The sequence below is a fragment of the Gemmiger gallinarum genome, assembly GCF_014982805.1.
Lineage (GTDB): Bacteria > Bacillota > Clostridia > Oscillospirales > Ruminococcaceae > Gemmiger > Gemmiger gallinarum.
In genome coordinates, this window is sequence record NZ_JADCKC010000003.1 from 433,424 (window position 1) to 458,104 (window position 24,681).

The following is a 24,681-nucleotide window of genomic DNA, read 5'->3' on the forward strand; positions in this document are numbered from 1 at the left end:
CGCAGGGCCCCGGGCAAAAACAAAACAAAAACCGGTCCGGCAATGCTGCCGGACCGGTTTTGTTTGTCTGTGAAGTGCTTACATCAGGCGCTGATCGGCGGTGAGGTTGAGCTCGTTCTCGTCGGAGGAGTCCTCGGCGCTCACCTTGACCATCAGAGTGCCGCGGGCGGAGTTGCCGTCCCGGTCAATGGCCGTGATGTTGATGAGGAAGCTGTCGATGCCCAGTGCCACCGACTCGGCGTCGATGTGGACGGTGTAGGTGTCGTCGGCGCCCTCCTCACCCAGCAGGCTCTGGGCAAACTGGTTGCCGTCGGCCCAGGCCGAGTAGGTGACCATGGTGACCTGATCGTCCGAATCCTTGGCGGTGGACTCAATGTCAAAGCCTTCCTCGGTCAGGTTGATGGCGTTGATGTTGGACAGGGTGGGCACCGTGCCCGAGTAGCTGCCCAGCGTAGTCTCACCGGAGGAAACCAGCATGGTCTGCTTGATGTTCAGGCGGCCGCCGAAGTCATCGTCAGCGGTGAGCAGGAAGGTATACTGGCCGGCCGTCAGGCTCTCGAAGGAAAGCTGATCGGACAGGGCTGCCAGATCGTAGGTGGGCTCACCGGGCTCAGCGGTGGCGGCCTGGACAATGTTGCCGCTTTCGGTCATCACCGTCAGGCTGACACGGGTGATGTTGCCCGGGGAGGTGATGGTGCCGGAAGGCGTAAAGCTTTCACCGGTGTGCAGGCGGCTGGGATAGGAGGCCGCCGTGGCGGTCAGGGCAGGGCCCAGGCCGCTGGAACGGTTGATGTCGCTGGCCACGAACCAGTAGGACGCAGCGTTGGGGATGGAGATGGTGGCCGAGGAGACCGGAATGCGGCCTGCCGGCGCTGCGGTGGAGGGATCGGCACAGTAAAAGGTGCCGCCGGTGTAATCGGTGACCAGAATGGCATGGGGAACGCTGCGGTTATATACCACAATGCCCTCGGGGTGCTCCTTGAGCAGGGAGATCAGCTGATCTTCCACACTTTCGTCCTTCTCAAAGTAGGCGTGCTGGACCTCGATCCCCAGCATGGAGAAGTCATGGGAGAGTCCTACATAGCTCCACGCCACACGGCGCAGGCTGGACTCGGTGATGGAGTCCCAGTTGTCGAGACCATCTAAGTAAGCACGGCGGCGCATCATCATGGCTGCCGACGCCAGCGTGCAGGTGGAGCTTGTCTGCTGCTTTGCGTAAAATTCAGTGATTGAACGCAGGTCTTCAGCAAAGGTGGCCGGTATTGCGGCAAACATCAGGCATATTGCCAGAAACAATGCAAGCAGTCGTTTGTGTGCAAGCAATCGTTTGTGCATGGGCGGCGGTACTTCCTTTCGTAAGAACTGTTGCTGCGGCACATTCCGCAGCGATCCCTCGTCGGGTTAACGCAATTTATAGTTTACAACTTATTTACAGTCCTGTCAATTCGACAACCTGCCGTTTTCATCGGCCAGATTTTGGCACGGGACCAACATTTTGCGCCGTCATGCAGCTTTTCCCCCATCCGCTTTTCACCCTCAAAGCGGGAAATTTCACATCTGTATCCCGCCGGGCCTGTCCCTTTTTTCAAGCGCGGCAGGCGCCGCAGACCCTGCTTTCCGGTGTCTGCGGCGCCCTGGTTCGGCGGCCGGTACTCAGCCCTTATGCGGGCAACCGTTTGCTTTTCTGTCCCGTCTTCCGGCCATCCTTACAGACCGAACAGATCGTTCCAGGTCCGGCGGCCGATCACCCCGTCCTCGTTCAGCCCTTCCACTGTCTGGTAGGCCTGAACGGCTTCCCTGGTCTTTTCACCAAAGTCACCGTCCGCTTCCAGAGAAAGCACCAGAGCCTGCAGCTTCTGCTGGGCGCTCTTGACGGTGGCACCGCTCTGACCCATGCGGAGGGGGATGCCCGGGTAGATGTTGTCCGGCGCGGACTGGTCCGCTGCCGCCTGATACAGCCCGTCCCAGGTTTCCGGCCCCACCTCGCCGTCGCTGTGAAGTCCCGCCACCATCTGGAAGGTCTTGACTGCCATGGCGGTGGCGCTGCCGTAACGGCCATCCACCTTCACCGGACGGATGGCCGTCCACCGGCGGCGGACGCTGTTGAGCCAGGTCTGCACCAGGGCCACGTCCGGCCCACGGGAACCGCTGCGTAAAAGTTTGCCCCAATACGGAGGCTGCGCTGTGCTGGGCATGAAAAGTCAGCTCCTTTCCCCAAAATGGATGGCACGGCAGCAGCCCGGTGCGGGTCCGCTGCCGTGCCATTCCAGCACAGTGTATGCGCGAAGGTCCGTTACTGATACAGGGGGAAGCGCTCCACCAGACCGGCAACCCGGTCGGCGACCTCGGCTTTCTTGCCCTCAAAGTCAAAGATGCAGTCGGCGATGCAGTCGGCAATGACTTTCATCTCGTCGGGGCCCATGCCGCGGGTGGTCACAGCGGGGGTGCCCACACGGACGCCGCTGGTCACAAAGGGGCTGCGCTTTTCGCCGGGGACGGTGTTCTTGTTAGCGGTGATGTGCACCTCGTCCAGGTTGTGCTCCAGCTCCTTGCCGGTGCAGTCCACGTCGGACAGGTCGATGAGCATGAGGTGGTTGTCGGTGCCGCCGGAGACCAGCTTGACGCCCCGGTCGGTGAGGGCGGCGGCCATGGCCTGGGCATTTTCCACAATGCGGCGGGCGTAGTCCTTGAACTCAGGCCTGAGGGCCTCCCCGAAGCAGACTGCCTTGGCGGCGATGATGTGCTCCAGCGGGCCGCCCTGGGTGCCCGGGAAGATGGCGGAGTTGATGCGCTTGATCAGATACTCGTTGTTGGTCAGGATCAGGCCACCGCGGGGGCCCCGCAGCGTCTTGTGGGTGGTGGTGGTGACCACGTCGGCGTAAGGCACCGGATTCTGGTGCTGGCCGCCCGCCACCAGGCCGGCAATGTGGGCCATATCCACCATGAGCATGGCGCCGTAGCCGTGGGCAATCTCGGCCAGACGGGCAAAGTCGATGGCCCGGGGATAGGCGGAAGCGCCTGCCACCAGCAGCTTGGGGCGGACCTTGTTCACCTGCTTGGCAAGGGCGTCATAGTCAATGTAGCCGTTGTCATCCACGCCGTAGGCCACGAAGTTGTAGTTCTTGCCGCTCATATTGACGGGAGAGCCGTGGGTCAGGTGACCGCCCTGGGACAGGTCCATGCCCATGACGGTATCCCCCACGTTGAGCAGCGCAAAGTAGACGGCCAGGTTGGCCTGGGCGCCCGAATGGGGCTGGACGTTGGCGTACTTGGCGCCGAACAGCTCACAGGCACGGGCAATGGCGATGTTTTCCACCTCGTCCACGTACTGGCAGCCGCCGTAGTAACGGTGCGCGGGATAGCCCTCGGCATACTTGTTGGTCAGCACGCTGCCCATGGCGGCCATGACCGCCGGGGAGACAATGTTCTCGCTGGCAATCAGCTCGATGTTCTGGCGCTGGCGGCCAAGCTCCCGTCCCATGGCGGCGGCAACCTCGGGGTCGCTGCCGGCCACAAAGCCGATGGTGTCCATCATGTCCTGATACATACTTTCGTCGCTCCTCTCATATGGTTCCAGAATTTCAAAAGCGGGGCCCCGCCCCGCAGGGTAACAACAGGATTACAGCGCCCCCTTGGTGGACAGCACCCCCTGGATGCGGGGGTCAGGCCTGGTGGCCGCGTCCAGCGCCTTGGCAAAGGCCTTAAACATGGCCTCCAGCTTGTGGTGGTCGTTGGCGCCGTACAACACCTTGAGGTGCAGGTTCATGGCGGCGGAATAGCTCACCGCGTAAAAGAATTCCCGGGCCATCTGGGTGTCCATGCCGCCGCAGGCCGGGGTATCAAAGGCGGCGTCGTAGACAAAATAGGGGCGCCCGCCCAGGTCTATTGCACACAGAGCCAGGGTCTCATCCATGGGCAGCAGGCTGCTGCCATAGCGGGCAATGCCGGCCTTGTCCCCCAAAGCCTGGCGCAGGGCCGTGCCCAGCACGATGCCCACATCCTCGATGGTGTGGTGGCAGTCCACCTCCAGATCCCCATTGCAGTGCAGGGTCAGGTCAAACAGGCCGTGGCGGGCAAAGCCGTTGAGCATGTGGTCGAAAAAACCGATGCCGGTCTGGATATCGGTCTTGCCGGAGCCATCCAGCTCCAGTGTCAGGGTAATATCGGTCTCCCGCGTTTTGCGCGTGACGGTGGCTTTGCGTGACATGTCAGTCCCCTTTCCGGCACACAGGAGATCCCGGGCCGCCATAAAAATGTACGGTTTAACTATACCACCCCCAAACCCCCGGCGTCAACCGCACTTTGCCGGTCCGTTTTTGCCGTAACAGCTTCAAAAAGCGGGCTTTGGGGGATGAATGGCCCCGGGCGGCGGACAGCTGCGGACGGACACGGATTTTTCCAATAGAGTTTACGAATTCGCAACAACTTTTGTTGCTGTGCGCGGTACAATATTTGATGCAAAGATACAAAATCTTTGCCATGCGGTCCGGTTCGCCGCGGCCGTGTTTTCCTGTTTGAAAGGACATGCAGGTATGAGCAAAATCATCGGAATCGACCTCGGCACCACAAACAGCTGTGTCGCGGTCATTGAGGGCGGCAAGCCTGTGGTCATCCCCAACGCAGAGGGGCAGCGCACCACACCGTCGGTAGTGGCTTTTGCCAAAAACGGCGAGCGTCTGGTGGGCGAGCCTGCCAAGCGCCAGGCGGTGACCAATGCCTGCCGGACTCTCAGCAGCGTCAAGCGCAGCATGGGAGAGGACACCCGCTTTTCCATCGACGGGCGGCAGTATTCTCCCCAGGAGATCAGCGCCCTGATCCTGCAGAAGCTCAAAACCGACGCCGAAGCCTATCTGGGCGAACCCGTCACCGAGGCCGTCATCACCGTGCCGGCCTACTTCAACGATGCCCAGCGTCAGGCCACCAAGGATGCCGGACGCATCGCCGGGCTCAATGTCCGCCGCATCATCAACGAGCCCACCGCCGCTGCCCTGGCTTATGGTCTGGACAACGGCCGCACTCAGAAGGTCATGGTCTACGACCTGGGCGGCGGCACCTTTGACGTATCCCTCATCCAAATCGGGGACGGGGTGGTACAGGTGCTGGCCACCTGCGGCGACAACCATCTGGGCGGCGACGACTTTGACGCCCGGGTGGTCGCCTGGCTGACCGAACAGTTCCGCGCCGAGCATGGCATTGATCTCTCCTGCGACACTGTGGCCATGCAGCGCATCCGGGAGGAGGCCGAGAAGGCCAAGAAGGAGCTTTCCAGCGCCACCGTCACCGAGATCAACCTGCCATTCATCACCACGAGCGCCGAGGGCCCGCTCCATCTGCTGGCCACCCTGACCCGTGCCAAATTTGACGAGCTCACCGCTGATCTGGTGGAGCGCACCGCCCTGCCGGTGAAAAACGCCCTGTGCGACGCCGGACTGGCCGCCAACGACCTGGACCAGGTATTGCTGGTGGGCGGGTCCACCCGCATCCCCGCCGTGCAGGCCAAGGTCATGCGGATGATCGATCTGGAGCCGTCCAAGACCCTCAACCCCGACGAGTGCGTGGCGCTGGGCGCTGCGGTGCAGGCGGGACGGCTGGGCGGCGAGATATTGTCCGGCGGGCAGGATCTGCTGCTGTTGGATGTCACCCCTCTCACCCTGTCCATTGAGACGGTGGGCGGAGTGGCCACCCACCTCATCGACCGCAACTCGGCCATTCCCACCCGGTTCTCCAAAATCTTCACCACGGCGGCGCCCTTCCAGAGCACCGTGGAGATCAAGGTGCTTCAGGGCGAGCGGGAATTTGCCCGGGACAACAAGCTGCTGGGCACCTTTACCCTGCGGGGCATCAAGCGCGCCTGGGCGGGCGTACCCCAGATCGAGGTCACCTTTGACATCGACGCCAACGGTATTGTCAAGGTCAGCGCCCGGGACCTGGACACCGGCAAGGAACAGAGCATCACCATTTCTGGCAGCTCCAACCTCAGCGAGGAGGAGATCCGCCGGGCCATGAACGATGCCGCCATGTATGCCGGGCAAGACCAGGCCCGCAAGGCCGCCATCGAGGCGGTCAATGCCGGGGAGTCCGCTGTCTACCGGGTCAACACCGCCCTGGGCTCCAAGACGGGCAAGGCCCTGGACCGGGAGTCCAAGAGCCGCATTAAGGATGCCGAGCGCCAGCTGGAACGCACCCTGAAGCACAAGAAGCCCGAAAAGATGACCCCCGACGACACCGCCCGGATCAACGCCGCCCGGGAGGCGCTGGAAGCCGCCGCGGCCCAGCTGCTCTCCGCCTGGGAGGCGCAGCAGAGTGCTCAGCCGCAAAAATAACCGTAAACTTCAAACTGTCGTCTGACCCGTGTTCCCTTGCCGTCTGATGCGGCGGGAGCACGGGTCCTTCGCAGGTTTGTCCCCCTTTCCCTGCGTGCTGCGGTGCCGTTCAAACCGGCTTTTTGCGCAGGGATGGGTATATTTGTTTTGTCTGGAGGTATGTTGTATGCCGGAACTTCCCAAGAATTCTGTTCTGCTGCTGGAGGGCGGCTCCTTCCGCGGCTGCTACACCAGCGGCGCGCTGGACGTTCTGATGGAAAAGGACATCTATTTCCCCGCTGTGGCTGCCGTATCGGCGGGTGGACTCAATGCCGTCAACTATCTGGCCCGTCAGCCGGGGCGCAGTGCCCGCATCAACCTGTGCTACCGTCATGATCCCCGCTATATGGGCCCCCTGGCGGTGCTGCGCAATCGGGGTGTGGTGGGCTTCCGCTATCTCTTCGGCAGCCTGGCCGAGAAGGAGCCCTTCGATTACGAAACCTTCAACGCCAGCACCCAGCGTCTGGTCTCGGTGGTCACCAACGTCAACACCGGCCGCCCCGAATACTTTGAAAAAGGTCATTGCTCTGACTTTATCCGCGCGGTGATCGCCTCGGCCTCCATGCCGCTGTGCAGCCTGCCCGTCAAGATCGACGGCAAACCCTATCTGGACGGCGGCTGTTCCTGCTCCATTCCCCTGGACTGGGCCCTGGAACAGGGCTTCGAGCACATCGTCGTTGTGGCCACCCAGGCCAAGGGCTACCGTAAACCGGTGACCTCCCAGCGGATGGTGGACCTGTACAGCGACTTTTACGCCTCTCATCCCCGGTTTTTCGCCTCCCTGCTGACCATGGATCTGCGCTACAACGCCCTGATGGACCGGATGGACCAGCTGGAAGCCGAGGGCCGCATCTTTGTGCTGCGTCCCGGCCGTCCCGTGGATGTGGGCCGCTTTGAGGGGGATACCAACAAGCTGCTGACCCTCATCAACGAAGGCCGGGAGGAAGCCCGGGAGGCTCTGCCCGCTATGGGTCGCTATCTGGGAGTGGAGCTGTAAGCTTCATGCCCCGCGGGCATGGCATAGCGGTCAAAACAGGTATTTTACATTGCCGGGCGGCGGGTCTACAATACAGTCAGAAGAAATCATTCCGGCTGTCAAGGAGGCCTGCACCATGGCAAACAAGATCGAGTACGAGGTCTTTCCCCGGGGCGGCGAAAACACCGCCTACGCCCGGTATTTCACCGGCACATCCTATCTGAACATGCTTACCACCCAGGGCGTGTCCATCGGCAACGTGACCTTTAAGCCCGGCTGCCGCAACAACTGGCACATTCACCATGCAAAAAGCGGCGGCGGCCAGATCCTGCTGGTCACCGGCGGCCGGGGCTGGTATCAGGAGTGGGGCCAGCCCGCCCGGGAGCTGCACACCGGCGACGTGGTGGTCATCCCCGCCGGGGTCAAGCACTGGCACGGCGCTGCCCGGGACAGCTGGTTTGTCCATCTGGCCGTGGAGGTTCCCGGGGAGGAGACCTCCAACGAGTGGCTGGAACCGGTGGACGATGAACAGTACGGTGCACTCGACTGAGTTTTTCCCTTTTTCCTTACAGCAAGCTGAAATCACGGCGGGATCGCCCGGCAGGGCGGTTCCGCCGTTTTGTGTTACTGCGGTGGCAGTCCAGGCGGGCAGGCAGCAGCTTTCACAAAAGTTTCGTTTTCCCATGCAGCAGGTTGACCAAGAGTCCTGTTTCATAGTCAATGCGGCTGCCGAAGGCCGCAGCGGCGGCATCTGCGGGGCAGAAGCCTTCCCCGCTCCATAATCAGTCTCCGGGGGCCGGCAGCCAAAATGCACGATATTCCGAGTATTTGTGCGCATCTGTGCCGGGAAGAAAATTCCTGTTCCCGGGCAGGGTGCGCGTTGCGGTTTTCGGCAAAAGCGTATATAATAGAATAAATGCTGCCATGGGCAGAGAGGAGGCGTCGGCATGCCGCAGCAGCGCTGTGCCGGCGGGGTGAGCTTTACCCTCACCCGCCGCCGGGTGAAAAATCTCAACCTGCGGGTGCGGGCCGACGGCAGTGTGGCTGTCAGTGCGCCGTCCTCCATGCCGGTGGGCGTCATCGATGCCTTTGTGGCCCGGCGGGCCGCCTGGGTGCTCCGTACCCAGGACCGGTTTGCCCGCCGCCGTGCCGCAGAGGCCGCTCAGCCTCTGCCCGACAGGGGGGAGGCTCTGGCCGGTATGCGCGCCCTGTGTGAGGCCTGGTGGCCGTATTTTGCCGGCCGCTGCCCCGGCCCCATGCCTGCCGTGCGGGTGCGCGACATGCACACCCGCTGGGGCAGCTGCAGCCTGCGCACCCGGACCACTCCCCCGCCTTCTGGGCGAAGGTCGCCCGTCTGCTGCCCGACTACGCCGCGCGGCGCGCCATGCTGCGCACCGGAGAGACCCGATAGGGAGGGAACATTTTGCCCGACAACAAACGATATTCCACGCTGATGAACAATACCATTCTGTTTGCCATCAGCAATTTCAGTTCCAAGCTGCTCAGCCTCATCAGCCAGCCGTATCTGAGCTATGTGCTGGATGGCCCCGATGTCATGGGCGTCACCAAGCTCATGCAGCAGGTGGCCAATCTGCTCATCCCGGTGGTCAGCCTGGGCGTCAGCTATGCGGTCATCCGCTTCGGCCTGGACAAAGCGGTGGACAAAAGCTCGGTCTTTGTCAACGGCCTGGCCACCATCGGGGTGGGCTTTGCGGGCATGGTGCTGTGCTGGCCCCTGGTGGTCATGATCCCCAATGCCGGGGAGTATATGGCGCTGCTCTATCTCTGCGTCCTCATGAGCTGTCTGCGCACCCTGTGCACCCAGTTCATCCGCGCCCGCATGCTCAACCGGCTGGTGGCCATCGACGGCGTGCTTACCATGGCCGAGCTGCTGGCCGGCTATGTCATCTTCCTTAATGTGCTGAACCTGGGCGCCGTGGGTTACCTGCTGGCCATGGCCATGAGCGATGCTTTGTCCACCGTCTTCGTCTTTCTCGCAGGCGGATGCGCCAAATATCTGGATTTCCGGAAATTCAGCGCCAAACTGTGGAAGTCCATGCTGCGCTACTGCGTGCCCATGATCCCGGCCTCCATCAGCTTCTGGGTCATCAACGCCTCCGACATGTTCTTTGTCCAGTATATGTGCGACGGCATGGACGGCAGGTCGGGCAACGCCTGGGCGGGACTTCTGTCCACTGGCTACTACCTGCCCCAGATCCTGACCATTGTGGGACAGATCTTCTACGAAGCCTGGCAGCTCTCCGCCGTCAGCGAGGAGACCGACCGGCAGGCTTTCTTCTCCAAGGTGTTCCGGGTCTATGCCAGCGTGCTGTTCTGCTGCGCTGCCGGTATCGTCTGGCTCTGCCGTCCCCTCATGCTGGTCTTCCAGCAGAGCTACTTCGATGCCTGGCAGTTCGTGCCCTTCCTGGTACTGGGCTCCATGTGCACCTGCCTCAACCAGTTCACCAACAGCGTTTACGTGGTCTTCAAGCGCTCCTTCAGCTCGCTGTACACCATGCTGGCCGGCGCCATCCTCAACGTGGTGCTCAACTACTTCTTCATCCGGATGTTCGGCCCCGTGGGCGCGGCTGCGGCCAGCTTTTTGTCCCTCTTCCTCGTCTTCATCCTGCGCGCCTACTCCACCCGGGGACTGCTGGAAATCGACTTCCGCCCCGCCTGGATGGCCCTGAATCTGGGCATCGTCCTGGCAGAGATCGTCCTCCTCTTCCTCTTCCCGGAAGAGTCCTTCTGGCTCTGCCTCATTCCCACCGTGGCGGTCATCGCCATCAACTTCCGGGATGTGTGGCAGATGTTCATGATGGTGGTGGGGCGTTTCCTGCCCCGCCTGGCCAAAGGGCGCAAGTAAGGGTTTCCCTTTCCGGGCAGACTCCCGTCCATCAAAAATCCCCCGTTGGGTCCCTCCGCAAAGGCGGAGGTTTCCCATACGGGGGATTTTTTTGGTCAGATGGGCTTTTTCAGAGGCGAGGCATGTTTCTCTGGCCAGAGTGTACAAATTGTATTATTTTCATTTATAATACAGTATTTGCCATTTGCTTTCCTTTTGTCAGGTCGGTACCCGGTCCTGCACAGAGGGGCTTCGATCAAATGAAGTAAAATCCCCAGCCGGGCAGCCAGAGAGTGCTGGCCGCCCACCAGGAGGGCACCGGCAATCCCGAAAGCACCGGGTAAAACCAGACAAACAGCACCGCCGACGCCGCGCACAGGCCGATGGCAATGCCTTTGGCCCTGCGGCGGTTCTTCATATCCGCCAGCACCACACCGATGGCGGCCAGGCAGAACATGGAACTGGGGAAATAGTGATACAGGAAGGTACACCGGGCCACAAATACCCAGGGCACCAGCTGTGCCGCGTAAAGGATGAGCACGGCGCCCCCCCTGCGGCTTCCCCGGCCGGAGAGCTGCCGCCAGGCGAGGGTCAGGATGCTGACCAGCCCCGCCAGCCAGAGCACCGGCCCGCCCATGCCCGCAATACTGCCCCGCATATCGGCAGACAGGGCGCTGTTCTGATAGTACCACACCGGGCGCAGGTCCAGCAGCCAGGTATACCAGCGGCTCTCGAAGGGATGGGTGGCATCCAGGGTGGAGTGGTACTCGTACATATAGACCTGGCAGTTCCACCAGTCCCCGATACCAAAGGAGGGGTCCTTCCAGCAGTAGGGCAGATAGGCCCCCAGATAGATGACGAAGGGCAGCAGCACATAGAACAGCACGCCGCCCCAGGCCGCAGTGACGAACTCCTGCCGGAAGTTGGCCGGTTTGCGCCGCCACCGGGCGTAGAGCACCCCGAAATAGAGGATGGCCAGGCCCACCCCCGCATAGATGCCGGTCCACTTGGCCGCGCAGCCGCAGCCGAAGGCCACCCCGCCCAGAGCCATGGGCAGCAGGGCGTTGTCGATGCCCTTTTCCAGGGCGGTCTGGGCGTACCACACCATGCAGTGGGCGCCCAGCAGGATAAAGAAGGTTCCGTATATATCGATGGTGGCGATGCGGCTCTGGGAGAATCGCATGAAGTCCAGGGCCAGAATACAGGCCGCCGCGGCCGCCACCCAGGGCTTGCGGGTCAGGCGGCGGACAAAGCACCAGGCCAGAGGCACCAGCAGCACCCCGAACAGGGTGCCCGCAAACCGCCAGCCGAAGCCGGTCATGCCGAAGATGGCGATGCCCAGCATGATGAAGTCCTTGCCCAGGGGTGGATGGGTGGTCTCGTAGACGGTCATTTTATGGAGCATCTCGTAGCCGGTGCGGCCGTGGTAGATCTCGTCAAAGTACATGCTGTTGAGCTGGCTGATGGTCTCGGGGACGGCGTCCGGCTCATCGAAGAGGCCTTCCCCGCCGGTGACGGGCAGGGCGCTGCCGTCGGCCCCCCGCAGGGACAGCTCAAACACCTGGCCGCCGGTGAGTTCCGCCGTCCAATGGGTGCCGGTGGAGGCAGGCAGGGCCACCGTCTGCCAGGTGAACACCGCCCCCAGGGTATCGCTGTAGACGATATTGCCCGCCTCATCGGTGATGGTCAGGGTGGAGCCCGAATGGACGCCGGGGTAGATCCACAGGGTAGCCGGTTCCAGGTCGGAGTCGATGGTGAATTCCACCGTCTGCGCTCCCTGCTGTGCGTCCAGAGGATGCTGGGGCGCGGTCATGTCGCCCAGATAGACAAAGTTCACCACCGCCGTGGCCAGGGTCAGAAGCCCCAGTCCCAGCAGTTCCCGGCGGGTCCAGGCAGGCTGTGCCGCCGGGCTTTTCCGTGCCCTGTCAATGCCCGGCTGCCGGGAAATCGTCTGTCCCCGCCGGACCAGGGGCACCGTTGCCCCGTAAACCACAATATCATACACCGCCACCAGCAGCAGAATGCAGCAGACAGTCTCGGCCAGCCCCGCCGCACGGGTCAGCAGGGCGCTGGTGGCGCTGGTCAGCCAGGCATCGTCAGTGTCGTTCTGGGAGTAGACTGCCGACAGATTGACAAGGGCGGTGAAGCTCAGCCCCGCCCCGGCCCCCAGCAGCCGCCGGTCATTCCAGCGGGCGGCGGCCAGCAAAGTCAGCAGCACCCCGGGCACCAGGTAGCGCTCGTGCATGCTGTGGGCAAAAGTGAAGACGCCCACCAGATACCCCGCCGACAGCAGCAGCGGCGAAAACCGCTCTGCCCGCAGGGAAACCACCGCTGCGGCGATCAGCGCCACCGTGAGCAGGACAATGTGGAGATTGCCCAGCGTCTGCCAGGTGACCGGGCCAAAGACCGTGGTGTCCAGCGAGACCCAGTTGCCCCCCAGCGCCGCAAACCAGTTGAAGGCGTTGACGGTGGCATAGGGATAGCTGGAGGCGGTGCCCAGGTACTTCTCCCACAGGGAGGGCAGCAGGTCGGTCACCCCAAAGAAGGGCAGTCCCGCCGCCATAGGCACCGCCAGGGCGATGAGGGCGGACGCCGCCGTCCGGCCCAGCGCCCGCAGCCGACCAAGAACGTCGCTCTCCCGGGTAATGCCCGCCAGAAAGCAGAGGGCCAGCACAGGGCCCGCAATGAAAGCCTGGGGCTTGATGGCCAGGGCCACGCCGTACAAAAGCGCACTCTGCAGCCAGCGGCGGTCCTCCAGCAGAACAAAGCAGGCGATGAGCGGCAGGCTGAAGGCCCCGTCCACCTGCTTCCACACCGCCGTGTCAAACAGCATCATGGGGCAGAAGGCGGCAAACAGTGTCAGCCGCCGGACGGCCGGGGCGTTTTTCAGGTACCGCTCCGCCGTGGAAAAGATCAGCGCCGCGCAGCCGCAGTCGCACAGGGCGGGGACCAGGGCCAGCAGCATTCGGCCCAGGGCGCCGTCCCAGGCAATGCCGAACCCATCCCGCACCGCCGCCACCAGCCCCAGCACGTACATATAGCCGGGGGGATAGTCGGCAAAATAATCCTCGCTGTAAAAATTGGCGGGGCCCTCCGATGCCAGCTTTGCCCCCCAGGCGGTGAAGCAGTTCACGTCGTAGCTGTACCCCTCGGTGGCGGCGGCCATGAGCAGGCGCAGCACCAGCGCCGCCAGCAGCACAAGGTACAGCGCCCGGCGGCGGTTCTTTCGGACGGCGACGGTCTCGGGCATAGGCCTCTCCTTTCAGGTTCGGGAAGAAACGGGATAGACCATGTCCGTCCCTTGCTTCCCGGTATGGTGATATGAGCAGAAAAGCGGCAGCCGCCCTGCGGACAGGGAGCACACTCCGGGTTCCGGAGCAGGTCCCGCCCCATGGCGGCTGCCGCTTGGGTCACAGGCGGTGTCCCCATAGGCGCACCGCTCTGTGCGACGGTCCGCACAGAATGCAGACCCTTGATTCACAATTCAGTTCTGTGGCAGGGAAATACAGGCAGCCCTCAACTGCTTTGTTCTGCACTCCCCTTCCCTGCGTCCTTCCGGACAACAGACAGGCCGCGTCTTACAGACGGTCCACCTTGGGGCCCTGGGCGGTGTCGGTGACAGCCCAGCCCATCTCGGTCAGCTGCGCGCGGATAGCGTCGGCGCGGGCCCAGTCCTTGGCCTTCTTGGCGGCGGCGCGCTCCTCCACCAGTGCCATGACATCGGCGGGGACATCGCTCTTCTTGCGGTTGTAGAGCAGGCCCAGCACGTCGGTCAACTCGTCAAAGGCCGAGGCTGCCTGTTCCAGCGCGGCGCGGGAGGCACCGTCGGACAGGGTGTTGATCTCCTTGACAAAGTCGAAGATGGCGGCCAGGGCGTCGGGGGTGTTGAGGTCGTCGTCCATGGCAGTGATGAACTTCTGCTTTGCCTGCTCTGCCTTGGCCACCAGCTCGTCGCTGTCGCCGTGGGCGTGCTGGATGGCAAAGTCCAGGTTGTCCCGGCAGGTGTAGAGGCGCTCCAGAGAGTTCTTGCAGCTCTCGATGAGCTCGACGGTATAGTTGAGAGGCATGCGGTAGCCCGCCGTCAGCATGAAGTAGCGGATGGGCTCGTAGCCGTATTTGTCGGCGATCTCCCGCACGGTGAAGAAGTTGTTGGCGCTCTTGGACATCTTCTGGTTGTTGATGTTCAAAAAGCCGTTGTGCATCCAGTAGCGGCTGAAGGTGCAGCCGTTGGCGCACTCCGACTGGGCGATCTCGTTTTCATGATGAGGGAAGATCAGGTCCTGACCGCCGCAGTGCAGGTCGATGGTCTTGCCCAGATGCTTGCGGGCCATAGCGCTGCACTCGATGTGCCAGCCGGGGCGGCCGTGGCCCCAGGGGCTTTCCCAGTAGGGCTCGCCGGGCTTGGCGGCCTTCCAGACAGCGAAATCGGCGGGGTCCTCCTTGAGGTCGTCGTCCATCTGGCTGCGCAGGGTGCGGTTGCCGCTCTCCAGGTCATCCAGATTCAGATGGCTCAGCTTGCCGTAGCCGGGGTCGGACTTGACCCGGAAATAGACATCGCCGTTGCGGGCCGCATAGGCGTGGCCGGAAGCCACCAGGTCCTTGACGATCTTGATGATCTCGCCGATGTGCTCGGTGGCGCGGGGACGGACGGTGGGTTCCTTGACGTTCAGGCCCTCGGAATCCTTGATGTACTCGGCCTCGAACTTGCGGGCCACCTCCTGCATGGAGGTGCCTTCCTGCTGGCCCTTGGCGATGAGCTTGTCGTCGATGTCGGTGATGTTGGAGACATAGTACACCTTGTTGCCCCGGTATTCCAGATACCGGCGCAGGGTGTCAAAGACGATCATGGGGCGGGCGTTGCCGATGTGGATGTAGTTGTACACCGTGGGGCCGCAGACATAGATGCGGTATTCGCCGGGCACGGCGGGGACAAACTCTTCCTTCTGGCGGGTCATGGTATTAAAAATCTGCATGGCGGAACTTCCTTCCTGTTTCGCAGCATTATGCGATGAACACTTGTATTATACCCGCATGGCGGGCGCCTTGCAACAAAATTACTTCGCCTGCATAAAACAGCTGCGGTTCTGCCACAGATAGATGCCGCCGGACAGCACCGTGACCACCGCCACCAGCCAGCACAGCGCCTGGGTGATAAGGCCGAAGGCCATGATGTCGGTAGCATCCATGAAGGAGGGCGCAATGTAGTAGTAGATGATGGTGAGCATCTGCAAAACCGTCTTGACCTTGCCCCACATGTTGGCGGCAATGACGGTACCGGACTCGGCGGCGATCATGCGCACCCCCGCCACGGCGAACTCCCGGAACAGGATGACGGCCAGCACCACGGGGTGGCACAGTCCGTCCACCACCATGTAGATGAAGGCGGCGGTGGTCAGCATCTTGTCGGCCAGGGGGTCCATGAACTTGCCGAAGTCGGTGACCAGGTTGTTTTTGCGGGCCAGGTAGCCGTCCAGGAAATCGGTGAAGCTGGCAACGGCAAAGATGATGCCGGCCACCAGCTGGGCGGTGGGATTGTAGTCAGACGTGCCGATGCGGCCGAAGGCGGCGAACACCATAAAGACAGGCACCAGAATCACGCGCAGCAGCGTCAGTTTGTTGGGCAGGTTCATTGTTTATTCCTCCACCTTGTTTTCCACATAACCGTACAGGTCGTAGGTATCGCTGTCGGTCACGGTCACATTGTAAAAGACGCCGGTCTCCAGAGGCACATCCCCGGGGGTCAGCACACAACCGTCGATCTCGGGGCAGTCGCCCTTGGAGCGCAGCAGGTACATGCCGCTCTCCTCGTCGATGCCGTCGCAGACGCATTCCAGCGTCTGGCCCACCCGCTCGGCCTGCCTGCGGGCACTGATCTCCGCCTGAATCTCCATGATATGGTCGGCCCGGCGCTGTTTGGTCTCCTCGTCCAGCTGTTTTTCCATGCGGGCGGCCACGGTGTTCTCCTCGGGGGAGTAGGCAAAGCAGCCCAGGCGGTCAAACTCCACCGTGCGCACAAAGTCGCACAGTTCGGAATACTGCTCCTCGGTCTCCCCGGGGAAGCCGGCAATCAGGGTGGTGCGCAGGGTCAGGTCAGGGATGGCCGCCCGCAGCCGGGCAATGGCGTCCTCGATTTCCCTGCGGCCGCCCCGGCGGTTCATGCCCCGCAGAATCTCGTCGTTGCAGTGCTGGATGGGCAAGTCCAGATAAGGCACCACCTTATCGTTGCGCTGCATGGCGGCGATGAACTCGTCGGTGATGCGCTCGGGGTAGGCGTAGAGCACCCGAATCCAGCGCAGGCCCTCAATGGCGTTGAGCTGGTCCAGCAGCTCGCAGACCGCGCCGGGCTTGCCCCAGTCTTCGCCGTAGGCGGTGGGGTCCTGGGCCACCACAATGAGCTCTTTGACCCCTTCCTCCGCCAGCCATTTGGCCTCGGCCACGCAGTCCTCCAGCGGGCGGCTGCGCAGCGGGCCGCGGATCAGCGGAATAGCGCAGTAATGGCAGCGGTTGTTGCAGCCCTCGGCGATCTTTAGGTAGGCGTAGTGCCGCGGGGTGGAGATGACCCGGCGGCCGCCCAGAGGCATGTCGGTCTTGGGGCCGTAGCTCTCGATCTGGCCGGCGCCGTCGGAGCAGACCCGGCGCAGGATCTCGGGCAGGGCCTTGTTGGAGCCGATGCCCACAACCGCATCCACCTCCGGCATCTCCCGGGCGATCTCGCCCTTGTAGCGCTCGGCCAGGCAGCCGGTCACAATGACCTTGAGGCCGGGGTTCTGCTGTTTGTAGCCGCAGGCCAGAAGGATGTTCTCGATGGCCTCCTCCTTGGCGGACTGGATAAAGCCGCAGGTGTTGACGATGATGGCATCCGCCTCGGCGGGGTCGGCCACCGTCTCATGGCCGTCGGCCAGCAGGGCACGGCAGAAAACGTCGGCGTCCACCTGATTTTTGGGGCAGCCGAGGGATACAATGGCGATTTTCATGGGCAGTTATTCCTATTCTTTCGGTTGTTTGGTATGTAGCAAGCCGGAAGATCCGGCTCACGGCAGGTCGGAGTATTCGTCCTCCCCGGCGTCGGCAGCTTCCAGCGCAGCCCGGATGACGGCGTAGGAAAATCCCCGCCTAGCCAGGGCCGCCATAACCTGGGGGCGTTTGCCCTCGGCCAGCTTGCGGGCGTACTGACGCTCCACCAGGGCACAGGCGGCGGCCAGCTCGGGGTCGGGCCCCTCCTCAGGGGCGTAGAGCTCCTCCAGCACCCGGGTCACTGTCTCCCGGTCAATGCCCTTGGCGGAAAGGTCCTGCTCCACCTCCCGGCGGCTCTTGCGCTTGCGCATGAGCTCGGCAGCCCGGCGGCGGGCAAAGTCGGCGTCGTTCAAGAGGCCCAGCTCCTCCGCTTTTGCCACGGCAGCCGCGGCACTGTGGGGGTCGAACTTGCGGCAGAGTTTCTGGTACAGCTCCCCCGCCGCATGGTCCCGCAGAGCCAGAATGTCCAGCGCCCGGTCCACCGCCTTGCGGGTGTCGCTCCGGCGGCGCAGTTCCTCCAGCCGGGAGGGCTCGATCTCGTCCTCCTCATGCAGGTCGGCGTCGGCAAAGGTCTCAGGGTCCAGGGAGAAGGCAAACTCCCCGTCCACAAACAGGGCAAGCCTCCCCCGTTTGGTCTCTTTGACGGCGGTGATCTGGGGCATCAGTCATCCACCATGATGTCCAGGTCCACCTCGCTGCCCGTGGTCTTGGGGGCGGCGGGGGCTTCGGCAGGCGCCTCGGCGGGTGTGACGGGCTTGACCACCTCAACGGGCTTGACAGCCCCCTTCTTGCCGGCGGCCAGAAGACGGTCTGCATTTTCACGGACGATCTTCTCGATCTCGGCGGCGGTCTCGGGGTGTTCCTTCAGGTAGTTCTTGGCGTTGTCGCGGCCCTGGCCCAGGCGAATATCGCCGTAGTTGAACCAGGCACCGCTCTTCTGCACCACGCCCAGCTTGACGCCCAGGTCGATGAGCTCGCCGGTCTTGGAAATACCCTCGCCGAACATGATGTCGAACTCGGCCTCCTTGAAAGGCGGGGCCACCTTGTTCTTGACGATCTTGGCCCGGGTGCGGTTACCGATGAAGTTGCCGTTGGAGTCCTTGAGGCCCTCAATGCGGCGGACATCGATACGGACCGAGGAGTAATATTTCAGAGCGCGGCCGCCGGTGGTGACTTCGGGGTTGCCGTAGACCACGCCGACTTTCTCGCGCAGCTGGTTGATGAAGATGCAGACGGTGTTGGTCTTGCCGATGATGCCGGTGAGTTTGCGCAGAGCCTGGCTCATCAGGCGGGCCTGCAGACCCACGTGGGAGTCGCCCATCTCACCCTCGATCTCGGCCTTGGGGACCATGGCGGCCACCGAGTCCACAACCACTGCGTCGATGGCGCCGGAACGGACCAAGGCCTCACAAATCTCCATGGCCTGCTCGCCAGTGTCCGGCTGGCTGACCAGCAGGCTGTCGATATCCACGCCCAGGGCGCGGGCATAGGCGGGGTCCAGAGCGTGCTCCACGTCGATGAAGGCCACCTCTCCCCCGGCTTTCTGGGCCTCGGCCAGCACATGCAGGGCCAGGGTGGTTTTACCGGAAGATTCGGGGCCGTAGACCTCAATGACACGGCCGCGGGGCATACCGCCCACACCCAGCGCCAGATCCAGACCCAGGCTGCCGGTGGAAATGCTGTCCACCTGCATGGCCACGTTGGCGCCCAGCTTCATCACCGCGCCCTTGCCAAACTGTTTTTCGATCTGGGCCAGCGCCGTCTCCAGCGCTGCCTTTTTATCGCCGCCCGGCACAACGCGCTTGGCCGGGGTCGCTGTCTTTTTTTCCGCCATGTTGCTCTCCTTTATCTCATGCCGCAAACCCGCGCGGCTGCTGCTTGTGGCCGCAGATCACCCGCCTGCGGCATCTGTATCCTATTATATACGGATTCCGTGCAAATTACAACCATAAGTTGTCAATTTGAGAGAAATCCCCTCTCATTTTGTCTCCGGCTTTTGCAGGCACACCGCCCGCGGGTTGCCGCCGTAATCCTTGCGGCAGCTCACATTGCACCAGCCCGCGGCTTTGCCGATGGCCTCCACCGCTTCCTGCTGCTGCCAGCCGATCTCAAACACCAGCCAGCCGCCGGGCCGTACCCGGGGCAAGACCGCCCGGGCCAGAAGCCGGTAAAACGCCAGGCCGTCCGCCCCGCCGTCCAGGGCCATGGCGGGCTCTCTGGCCGTCTCAGGCTGGAGGGCTTTCATTTCCTCCCCCGTCAGATAAGGCGGGTTGGACACGATGAGGTCCAGGCTGTCCCGGGGCTGGGCTTCCAGCCAGGCAGCGGCATCGTCCAGCACGGCTTCCACCGACAGGCCCCGGGCTTTCAGGGCGGTGACGGCGTTTTCTTTAAGGTAGGCGAAGGCCTCGGGGCTCTTTTCCACGCAGACTACCTGTGCTCCCGGCACAAAGCGCTTGACGCCCAAACCCAGGCAGCCGGTACCTGCGCAGAGGTCCGCCACCCGGGGGGCGGGCTTTCCCGCCCGGCGCAGCAGGTCGATGGCCGTCTCGCAGACCACCTCGGTGTCCGCCCGGGGACAGAGCACCCCGGGGCCCACCTTGAGGGTAAAGTCAAGAAAGTCCCACTCCCCCGCAATGTACTGCAAAGGTTCCCGGGCGGCCCGGCGGCGGGTCAGGGTCTCCAGCCTTTCGGCTGCTTCCGGGGAGAGGGGGGCATCGTCCAGCCGGGCATCCCGGCCGGTGGCCAGGGTGTAGAGCACTCCGGCGTCATAGCCAGCATCGGGACAGCCGGCGGCCTGCAGGCAGCCTGTGACCTGCCGCACTGCCGCCCGGGGGGCAAGCCCCGTCAGGCTTACCATGCGCCGTCCTCGGGACGGTCGGGCAGGACCGGGGTCACCGCCGCGATGGCCACCTCGATCATGGAGTCGTCCGGCTCAAAGGTGGTGAGGCGCTGGAGCCACAGCCCCGGCTGGGAGACTGCCCGGGCCAGCAGCGAGTTGGACCGGCCCGCCCACTTGATGACCTCGTAGCTGACGGCCACCAGCACGGGCAGCAGGGCCAGCTTGTAGACCACCCGCAGGGCGGTGCTCTCCCAGGGGAGGATGGCATACAGCACAATGCCGATGAGGATGACCAGGAAGAGGAAGCTGGTGCCGCACCGGGGATGGAACCGGCTGTGGCGGCGGATGTTCTCCACCGTGAGCTCCTCCCCCGCCTCATAGCAGGCGATGGTCTTGTGCTCGGCGCCGTGGTACTCGAACATGCGGTGGACTTCCTTCATGCGGGAGCAGAGGAACATATAGGAGAGGAAAATGATGAGCTTGAGGACGCTTTCCAGAATGACCCGGGGCCAGCGGCCCAGCTCCACCACCTTGCCCAGGGCCCCCGTGAGGAAGGTGGGCAGGAAAGTGAAGAGGAAGATGGCCAGAATCACCCCGGCAAAGGCGGAGATGCCCATGAGGACGTTCTGGAAGGCGGGGCCGGTGTGCTCGTCCAGCCATTTGTCCAGCTTGGACTCGGACTCCTCCTGCTCCTCCTCGGTCATGGCGATGTCCGCCGAGTGCATGAGATACTTGTAGCCGTTGTAGAGGTTATCCACCATGTTGCAAATGCCCCGCAGCAGCGGGACTTTATTGTACCAGTGACTGCACACATCGGAGCAGCTCAGGTCAATGGTGCCGTCGGGACGGCGCACGGCGCAGCAGATCTTTTTGGGGCCGCGCATCATGATGCCTTCCATCAATGCCTGGCCGCCCACACTGGTGCGGAATTTTTCGGTAGGACGTTTTTCCAAATCCATAGGTGATTGTACTCCTGTAAAGTTGCAATGTCAGGCCTGCGCGCCGCTGTCCGGGGTCTGTTCCGGCAGATGCAGAGGATCGTGCAGGTGTTCCTGTCCGGCGCGGTAAAGGGGCAGCGTCACGCTGACCGTGGTGCCCTCCCCCAGTTTGCTGGCAATGTCCAGGGTGCCGCCCAGGGCGGCGACGATCTCATCCACCACAGCCAGGCCGATGCCGGAGCCCCGCACCGAGTTCTTGCCCTTGAAAAACTTGAGGCGGACCTTTTCCAGGTCCTCCGGCGAGATGCCCCGGCCCTGATCCCGAATGGATGCGGTGACCGTCTCGGGGGTGCTGGACAGAACGATGGTGATGGCCCCGCCGGGCCGGGAATACTTGATGGCATTGTCCAGAATGTTGACGAACACCTGCCGCAGCCGGGCCGGGTCGGCCCAGACGGGGTAAGGTTCGGGGGGCTCCTCATAGATCAGGCGGATGCCCTCCTTCTGCATGCGGGCCTCCACAAAGAGGGCGGCGTCGGTGGCCTCGGCCACCAGGTCCAGCACCTGGCAGTCCAGCTTGATGCCGTTCTGCATGCGGGAGAAGTCCAGCAGATCCTCCACCATCGCATACAGCCGGTCAGTCTCGGCGCTGATGACCGCGATGCCCCGGCGATAGATCTCGTCGTCGGGGGCAGCCCGGGTGGCGATAGTCTCCACCCAGCCCTTAATGCTGGTCAGCGGGGTGCGCAGCTCGTGACTCACCGAGGAGATGAAGTCGTTTTTCATTCGTTCGGTCTCGGCCAGGGCCTCGGCCATCTGGTTGATGGTCTGGCAGAGGCGGCCGATCTCGTCGTTATAGCGGGATTCGGGCAGGCGGACGGTGAGGTCTCCCTTGGCAATGCGAGTGGCGATGGTCTCCACCTGAGCCACCGGGCGGACGATGGACCGCACAAAGAAGAGACCGCTCCAGGCGGAAACGCCCAGCACCACCAGGGCGATGCCCAGGGAGAAGGCCACATACTGCATCAGGCGGCGGTCCACCAGGGTCAGGCTGGTGACCATGCGCATGGCCGCGATTCCCTCCGCCGCGTGGGGGACCAGGGCGGTGACCGCCATGACCTTTTCCCCCTCCGACGTGCGGAAGGTGGACACCCCGATGCCGCTGGACCCTGTCATGGCATCGTAGAAGTCGGTGCCGCCCAGCAGTTCCCGCGAAAAGGTGCCGCTGGAGGTGGCAATGACGGTACCGGAAGCATCCAGAAGCATGAACTCAAATTTATCTTTTTCATCAAACAGTTCCACCGTGCGGCGCAAAGCCAGGCCGCGGCTGGCGGAGGCGTCACTCTCGTCCCCCGCCGTGCCCGTAGCGCTGAGCTGGCCCTCGATGGTGGAGAACCGGCTGAGCACCGCCTGCCGCACGCCGCCGTACAGGTCCTGATAGGTGGAGTAGAGAAACAGTGCCTCCGCCACAATGACCAGAATGGCGGTGATCAGCAGGCTGCCCCGCAGCCAGCGCGCCGTAATGCTGGTGAAACCGGCGTTTCGTTTTGCCATGCGACCCTCCGTGGTCCGGTCAGGCGTTCCATCGGTATCCGTAGCCCCAGACCGTCAGGATGTGCTGAGGGTTGCTGGGCTCGTCCTCCACCTTCATGCGCAGGCGGCGGATATTCACGTCCACGATCTTGACATCCCCGAAGTAGCCCTTGCCCCAGACGCCTTCCAGGATCTTTTCCCGCACCAGAGCAGTGCCGGGGTTCTTGAAGAAGAGCTGCATGATCTGAAACTCCACCTGGGTCAGGTCGATGGGACGGCCGGCCTTGTAGAGTACCCGGCTCTTCTCATCCAGCACAAAGGGCCCGCTGACCAGCTGGTCGGGCTCGGCCACCCGGCCGTCGGGGGCACTGCGGCGCACCCGGCGGACCAGCGCTTCCACCCGGGCAATGAGCTCGGACACCGAGAAGGGCTTGGTGATATAGTCGTCGGCGCCGATGGACAGGCCGCGGATCTTGTCCTGCTCCTGCCCCTTGGCCGACACGATGATGATGCCGATATCAGGGTCGTCCCGCCGGATGGTCTCGCACAAAGACAGCCCGTCCATGCCGGGCAGCATGATGTCCAGAAGGGCGGCGTCACAGGGTTCCCCTGCGTGAAGCTGTTCCAATGCACGCTCGGCGCTGGGGGCTTCCACCACCTCCCAGCCTGCCAGCTTGAGATTGAGGGCTACCATCTCCCGGATGCTTGCTTCGTCCTCCACTACCAGGATGCGTTTCATTTAGGTCTCCTTTCCGGTCATACAGACCGCGGTCTGCGGTCCGATCCTATCTGAAAATCCGGTGTATCCGGTCATTCAAACAACACAACGCCCTTCTGCAGGTCGTCCACACTCAGGCCGTAATAGCTGCGCACCGAGCGGAACTGCAGCTGCTGGTTGCCGATGGTGGCGATGCGGCTGTAGTTTTCACTGCTGACCTCCGAAGGGTCCACCACCCGCAGTTCGCAGTAGATGGAAGTGCCCTCGGCGTTGCAGATGAGCCACCCGGTGCCCGACCCGTTGGAGCGGATCAGAATGTTGCCGTGCATGGATTCCGGCAGGGGCAGAAAATAGCGGTATTCCGAGTCATAGACGCCGAAGCAGTTGCTGCCGCCCTCGCTGTCGGCATAGTCCCGCCAAAGCAGGAACTTGAACCGGCTGTCCAGGGGAGATAGCAGTTCGCCTCCGTCGTTGAGTTCCATGGGAATGTCAATGGTATCGTTTCCGTCAATGTCGGTGCTGACCAGCGCCGTGTCGTAGCGCAGCGTCTGGCGGGAGAGATCCCCGGCGCCGGGCGGGTCATAGCTGGTAAGGAAGCCGGTCTCCGCGTCGTAGACGATGATGCTGGTGGCGATGCTGTTCTGGGCGGTGCTTGTCCACCCGTCCATGATAAGCCAGGGGTTGCCGTCCCCGTCGGAACCGGCATGGAGAGCGGCACAGCCGGTATAGCGGCCCGCGCCCACCTTGGTGGTCTGCGCCGAGCGGAAGCCCTCCGGCGTATTGGTCAGCAGCTGCAGATTGACCCCGTCCTCCGAATCGCTGGGCAATGCCAGGACCAGGTCCTCGGTCTCGGCGGAGCCGGTCATGTCGGCCACGATCATCTGGGTGTACTGCTGGCTGATGACCGTCTGCAGCGTTTCGCCGTCGTAGAGATAGACTACCAGGTACTTGTCCCCCTGGGCGCTGCCGTACCCCACCAGGATCTGCCGGGACTCGGCGTCCCGCAGATGGGCGTAGGTGACGGCCTCCACCTCTCCGGACAGGCCCTCCATGGTCTGGGTGACCTGCCAGCTGTCATCCCCGGTGGATTCCAGCACCGCCAGCCAGACATTGGTGCTCTCGTCGGAGGTGTAGAGCACGGCGGCCTCGCCGTCTCCGTCGCCGTCCCAGTCGCCGAAAAGAAACGGGGAGAGAAATTCTCCGCTGGCGGGATAGCGCAGGGTGGCGCTGACTCCCAGATAGCTGTTGAGTGCATTCTGCACCGCGGCGGTCTGGCCCGACAGCTGAGGCGCCCGCAGCAATGTTTCAATATCGGAGGAGAGGGGTGCCACCGAACAGCCCGCCAGCATGGCGGCCGCCAGCAGCGCAGCCGAGAGTTTTGTGCCCCGCATGGGCGGCCCTCCTTCCCCGGGTAAAATTTGATATGAGAGCACCGGGAGCGTTTCCCCGGTTCCGC

At 63.1% G+C, this 24,681-nt stretch carries 20 protein-coding genes; 5 read left to right on the plus strand and 15 right to left on the minus strand.

Features of this window, described 5'->3' with window-relative positions; genetic code table 11:
* Positions 1 to 78: 78 nt before the first annotated feature.
* The 4 genes from INF35_RS11220 to hisB form a co-directional block, all read right to left on the minus strand.
* A complete protein-coding gene (locus tag INF35_RS11220; RefSeq protein ID WP_193502477.1) occupies positions 79 to 1,335 on the minus strand; it encodes a cysteine peptidase family C39 domain-containing protein in 1,257 nt (418 codons plus the stop codon).
* A gap of 371 nt (positions 1,336 to 1,706) precedes the next feature.
* The gene (locus tag INF35_RS11225) at positions 1,707 to 2,195 is read right to left on the minus strand and encodes a peptidoglycan-binding domain-containing protein (RefSeq protein ID WP_193502479.1); all 489 of its coding nucleotides are present in this window, start codon (positions 2,193 to 2,195) and stop codon (positions 1,707 to 1,709) included.
* 98 nt (positions 2,196 to 2,293) lie between these two features.
* Positions 2,294 to 3,547 carry a serine hydroxymethyltransferase gene (glyA, locus tag INF35_RS11230; RefSeq protein WP_193502481.1) on the minus strand — a complete coding sequence of 418 codons (1,254 nt, stop codon included), beginning with the start codon at positions 3,545 to 3,547 and terminating at the stop codon, positions 2,294 to 2,296.
* Between the two features lie 72 nt (positions 3,548 to 3,619).
* The gene (hisB, locus tag INF35_RS11235) at positions 3,620 to 4,207 is read right to left on the minus strand and encodes an imidazoleglycerol-phosphate dehydratase HisB (protein WP_193502483.1); all 588 of its coding nucleotides are present in this window, start codon (positions 4,205 to 4,207) and stop codon (positions 3,620 to 3,622) included.
* A 325-nt stretch (positions 4,208 to 4,532) separates the two neighbouring features.
* Between hisB and dnaK the strand changes: the two genes are divergently transcribed.
* The 5 genes from dnaK to INF35_RS11260 all read left to right on the plus strand — a co-directional run bounded on the left by dnaK (position 4,533) and on the right by INF35_RS11260 (position 10,204).
* Positions 4,533 to 6,323, plus strand: coding sequence for a molecular chaperone DnaK (dnaK, locus tag INF35_RS11240; protein ID WP_193502485.1), 1,791 nt, complete (start codon positions 4,533 to 4,535; stop codon positions 6,321 to 6,323).
* Between the two features lie 166 nt (positions 6,324 to 6,489).
* A complete protein-coding gene (locus tag INF35_RS11245; RefSeq protein ID WP_193502487.1) occupies positions 6,490 to 7,359 on the plus strand; it encodes a patatin-like phospholipase family protein in 870 nt (289 codons plus the stop codon).
* Positions 7,360 to 7,474: 115 nt separating this feature from the next.
* Complete coding sequence (locus INF35_RS11250) at positions 7,475 to 7,888, plus strand: cupin domain-containing protein (protein ID WP_193502488.1); 414 nt, start codon at positions 7,475 to 7,477, stop codon at positions 7,886 to 7,888.
* A gap of 397 nt (positions 7,889 to 8,285) precedes the next feature.
* Positions 8,286 to 8,792: a YgjP-like metallopeptidase domain-containing protein gene (locus INF35_RS14080; protein WP_328740805.1), complete on the plus strand. Its 507-nt coding sequence runs from the start codon at positions 8,286 to 8,288 to the stop codon at positions 8,790 to 8,792.
* Positions 8,762 to 10,204: a lipopolysaccharide biosynthesis protein gene (locus INF35_RS11260; RefSeq protein WP_235983208.1), complete on the plus strand. Its 1,443-nt coding sequence runs from the start codon at positions 8,762 to 8,764 to the stop codon at positions 10,202 to 10,204. Before INF35_RS14080 ends, INF35_RS11260 begins: the two co-directional genes overlap by 31 nt.
* 235 nt (positions 10,205 to 10,439) lie before the next feature.
* On the opposite strand, the gene INF35_RS11265 is transcribed toward INF35_RS11260, so the two are convergent.
* The 11 genes from INF35_RS11265 to INF35_RS11315 form a co-directional block, all read right to left on the minus strand.
* Positions 10,440 to 13,433, minus strand: a complete 2,994-nt coding sequence (locus tag INF35_RS11265; protein ID WP_193502490.1) for a phospholipid carrier-dependent glycosyltransferase — start codon at positions 13,431 to 13,433, stop codon at positions 10,440 to 10,442.
* Between the two features lie 328 nt (positions 13,434 to 13,761).
* Positions 13,762 to 15,156, minus strand: coding sequence for a cysteine--tRNA ligase (gene cysS / locus INF35_RS11270; protein ID WP_193502492.1), 1,395 nt, complete (start codon positions 15,154 to 15,156; stop codon positions 13,762 to 13,764).
* A gap of 81 nt (positions 15,157 to 15,237) precedes the next feature.
* Positions 15,238 to 15,813 (minus strand): CDP-diacylglycerol--glycerol-3-phosphate 3-phosphatidyltransferase, encoded by a 576-nt coding sequence (pgsA, locus tag INF35_RS11275; protein ID WP_193502494.1) that lies wholly within the window; start codon positions 15,811 to 15,813, stop codon positions 15,238 to 15,240.
* A 3-nt stretch (positions 15,814 to 15,816) separates the two neighbouring features.
* Positions 15,817 to 17,157 carry a 30S ribosomal protein S12 methylthiotransferase RimO gene (gene rimO, locus INF35_RS11280; RefSeq protein WP_193502496.1) on the minus strand — a complete coding sequence of 447 codons (1,341 nt, stop codon included), beginning with the start codon at positions 17,155 to 17,157 and terminating at the stop codon, positions 15,817 to 15,819.
* Between the two features lie 57 nt (positions 17,158 to 17,214).
* Positions 17,215 to 17,859: a regulatory protein RecX gene (locus INF35_RS11285; RefSeq protein WP_193502498.1), complete on the minus strand. Its 645-nt coding sequence runs from the start codon at positions 17,857 to 17,859 to the stop codon at positions 17,215 to 17,217.
* Complete coding sequence (recA, locus tag INF35_RS11290; protein ID WP_193502500.1) at positions 17,859 to 19,031, minus strand: recombinase RecA; 1,173 nt, start codon at positions 19,029 to 19,031, stop codon at positions 17,859 to 17,861. Before recA ends, INF35_RS11285 begins: the two co-directional genes overlap by 1 nt.
* Positions 19,032 to 19,175: 144 nt before the next feature.
* Positions 19,176 to 20,054 (minus strand): peptide chain release factor N(5)-glutamine methyltransferase, encoded by an 879-nt coding sequence (prmC, locus tag INF35_RS11295; RefSeq protein ID WP_193502502.1) that lies wholly within the window; start codon positions 20,052 to 20,054, stop codon positions 19,176 to 19,178.
* On the minus strand, positions 20,048 to 20,995 hold the full coding sequence (locus tag INF35_RS11300; protein ID WP_193502504.1) for a DUF1385 domain-containing protein: 948 nt from the start codon (positions 20,993 to 20,995) through the stop codon (positions 20,048 to 20,050). The genes prmC and INF35_RS11300 overlap by 7 nt, the downstream gene beginning before the upstream one ends.
* Before the next feature lie 30 nt (positions 20,996 to 21,025).
* Positions 21,026 to 22,528, minus strand: coding sequence for a sensor histidine kinase (locus tag INF35_RS11305; RefSeq protein WP_193502506.1), 1,503 nt, complete (start codon positions 22,526 to 22,528; stop codon positions 21,026 to 21,028).
* A gap of 19 nt (positions 22,529 to 22,547) precedes the next feature.
* Positions 22,548 to 23,246, minus strand: a complete 699-nt coding sequence (locus tag INF35_RS11310; RefSeq protein WP_193502508.1) for a response regulator transcription factor — start codon at positions 23,244 to 23,246, stop codon at positions 22,548 to 22,550.
* Positions 23,247 to 23,317: 71 nt separating this feature from the next.
* On the minus strand, positions 23,318 to 24,616 hold the full coding sequence (locus INF35_RS11315) for a hypothetical protein (RefSeq protein ID WP_193502510.1): 1,299 nt from the start codon (positions 24,614 to 24,616) through the stop codon (positions 23,318 to 23,320).
* Between the last annotated feature and the right edge of the window lie 65 nt (positions 24,617 to 24,681).

Bases quoted from the DNA above. Each gene is read 5' to 3' on its own strand.
- INF35_RS11220 (WP_193502477.1), bottom strand. From the start codon at position 1,335: ATGCACAAACGATTGCTTGCACACAAACGACTGCTTGCATTGTTTCTG.
- INF35_RS11225 (WP_193502479.1), bottom strand. From the start codon at position 2,195: ATGCCCAGCACAGCGCAGCCTCCGTATTGGGGCAAACTTTTACGCAGC.
- glyA (WP_193502481.1), bottom strand. From the start codon at position 3,547: ATGTATCAGGACATGATGGACACCATCGGCTTTGTGGCCGGCAGCGAC.
- hisB (WP_193502483.1), bottom strand. From the start codon at position 4,207: ATGTCACGCAAAGCCACCGTCACGCGCAAAACGCGGGAGACCGATATT.
- dnaK (WP_193502485.1), top strand. From the start codon at position 4,533: ATGAGCAAAATCATCGGAATCGACCTCGGCACCACAAACAGCTGTGTC.
- INF35_RS11245 (WP_193502487.1), top strand. From the start codon at position 6,490: ATGCCGGAACTTCCCAAGAATTCTGTTCTGCTGCTGGAGGGCGGCTCC.
- INF35_RS11250 (WP_193502488.1), top strand. From the start codon at position 7,475: ATGGCAAACAAGATCGAGTACGAGGTCTTTCCCCGGGGCGGCGAAAAC.
- INF35_RS14080 (WP_328740805.1), top strand. From the start codon at position 8,286: ATGCCGCAGCAGCGCTGTGCCGGCGGGGTGAGCTTTACCCTCACCCGC.
- INF35_RS11265 (WP_193502490.1), bottom strand. From the start codon at position 13,433: ATGCCCGAGACCGTCGCCGTCCGAAAGAACCGCCGCCGGGCGCTGTAC.
- cysS (WP_193502492.1), bottom strand. From the start codon at position 15,156: ATGCAGATTTTTAATACCATGACCCGCCAGAAGGAAGAGTTTGTCCCC.
- pgsA (WP_193502494.1), bottom strand. From the start codon at position 15,813: ATGAACCTGCCCAACAAACTGACGCTGCTGCGCGTGATTCTGGTGCCT.
- rimO (WP_193502496.1), bottom strand. From the start codon at position 17,157: ATGAAAATCGCCATTGTATCCCTCGGCTGCCCCAAAAATCAGGTGGAC.
- INF35_RS11285 (WP_193502498.1), bottom strand. From the start codon at position 17,859: ATGCCCCAGATCACCGCCGTCAAAGAGACCAAACGGGGGAGGCTTGCC.
- recA (WP_193502500.1), bottom strand. From the start codon at position 19,031: ATGGCGGAAAAAAAGACAGCGACCCCGGCCAAGCGCGTTGTGCCGGGC.
- prmC (WP_193502502.1), bottom strand. From the start codon at position 20,054: ATGGTAAGCCTGACGGGGCTTGCCCCCCGGGCGGCAGTGCGGCAGGTC.
- INF35_RS11300 (WP_193502504.1), bottom strand. From the start codon at position 20,995: ATGGATTTGGAAAAACGTCCTACCGAAAAATTCCGCACCAGTGTGGGC.
- INF35_RS11305 (WP_193502506.1), bottom strand. From the start codon at position 22,528: ATGGCAAAACGAAACGCCGGTTTCACCAGCATTACGGCGCGCTGGCTG.
- INF35_RS11310 (WP_193502508.1), bottom strand. From the start codon at position 23,246: ATGAAACGCATCCTGGTAGTGGAGGACGAAGCAAGCATCCGGGAGATG.
- INF35_RS11315 (WP_193502510.1), bottom strand. From the start codon at position 24,616: ATGCGGGGCACAAAACTCTCGGCTGCGCTGCTGGCGGCCGCCATGCTG.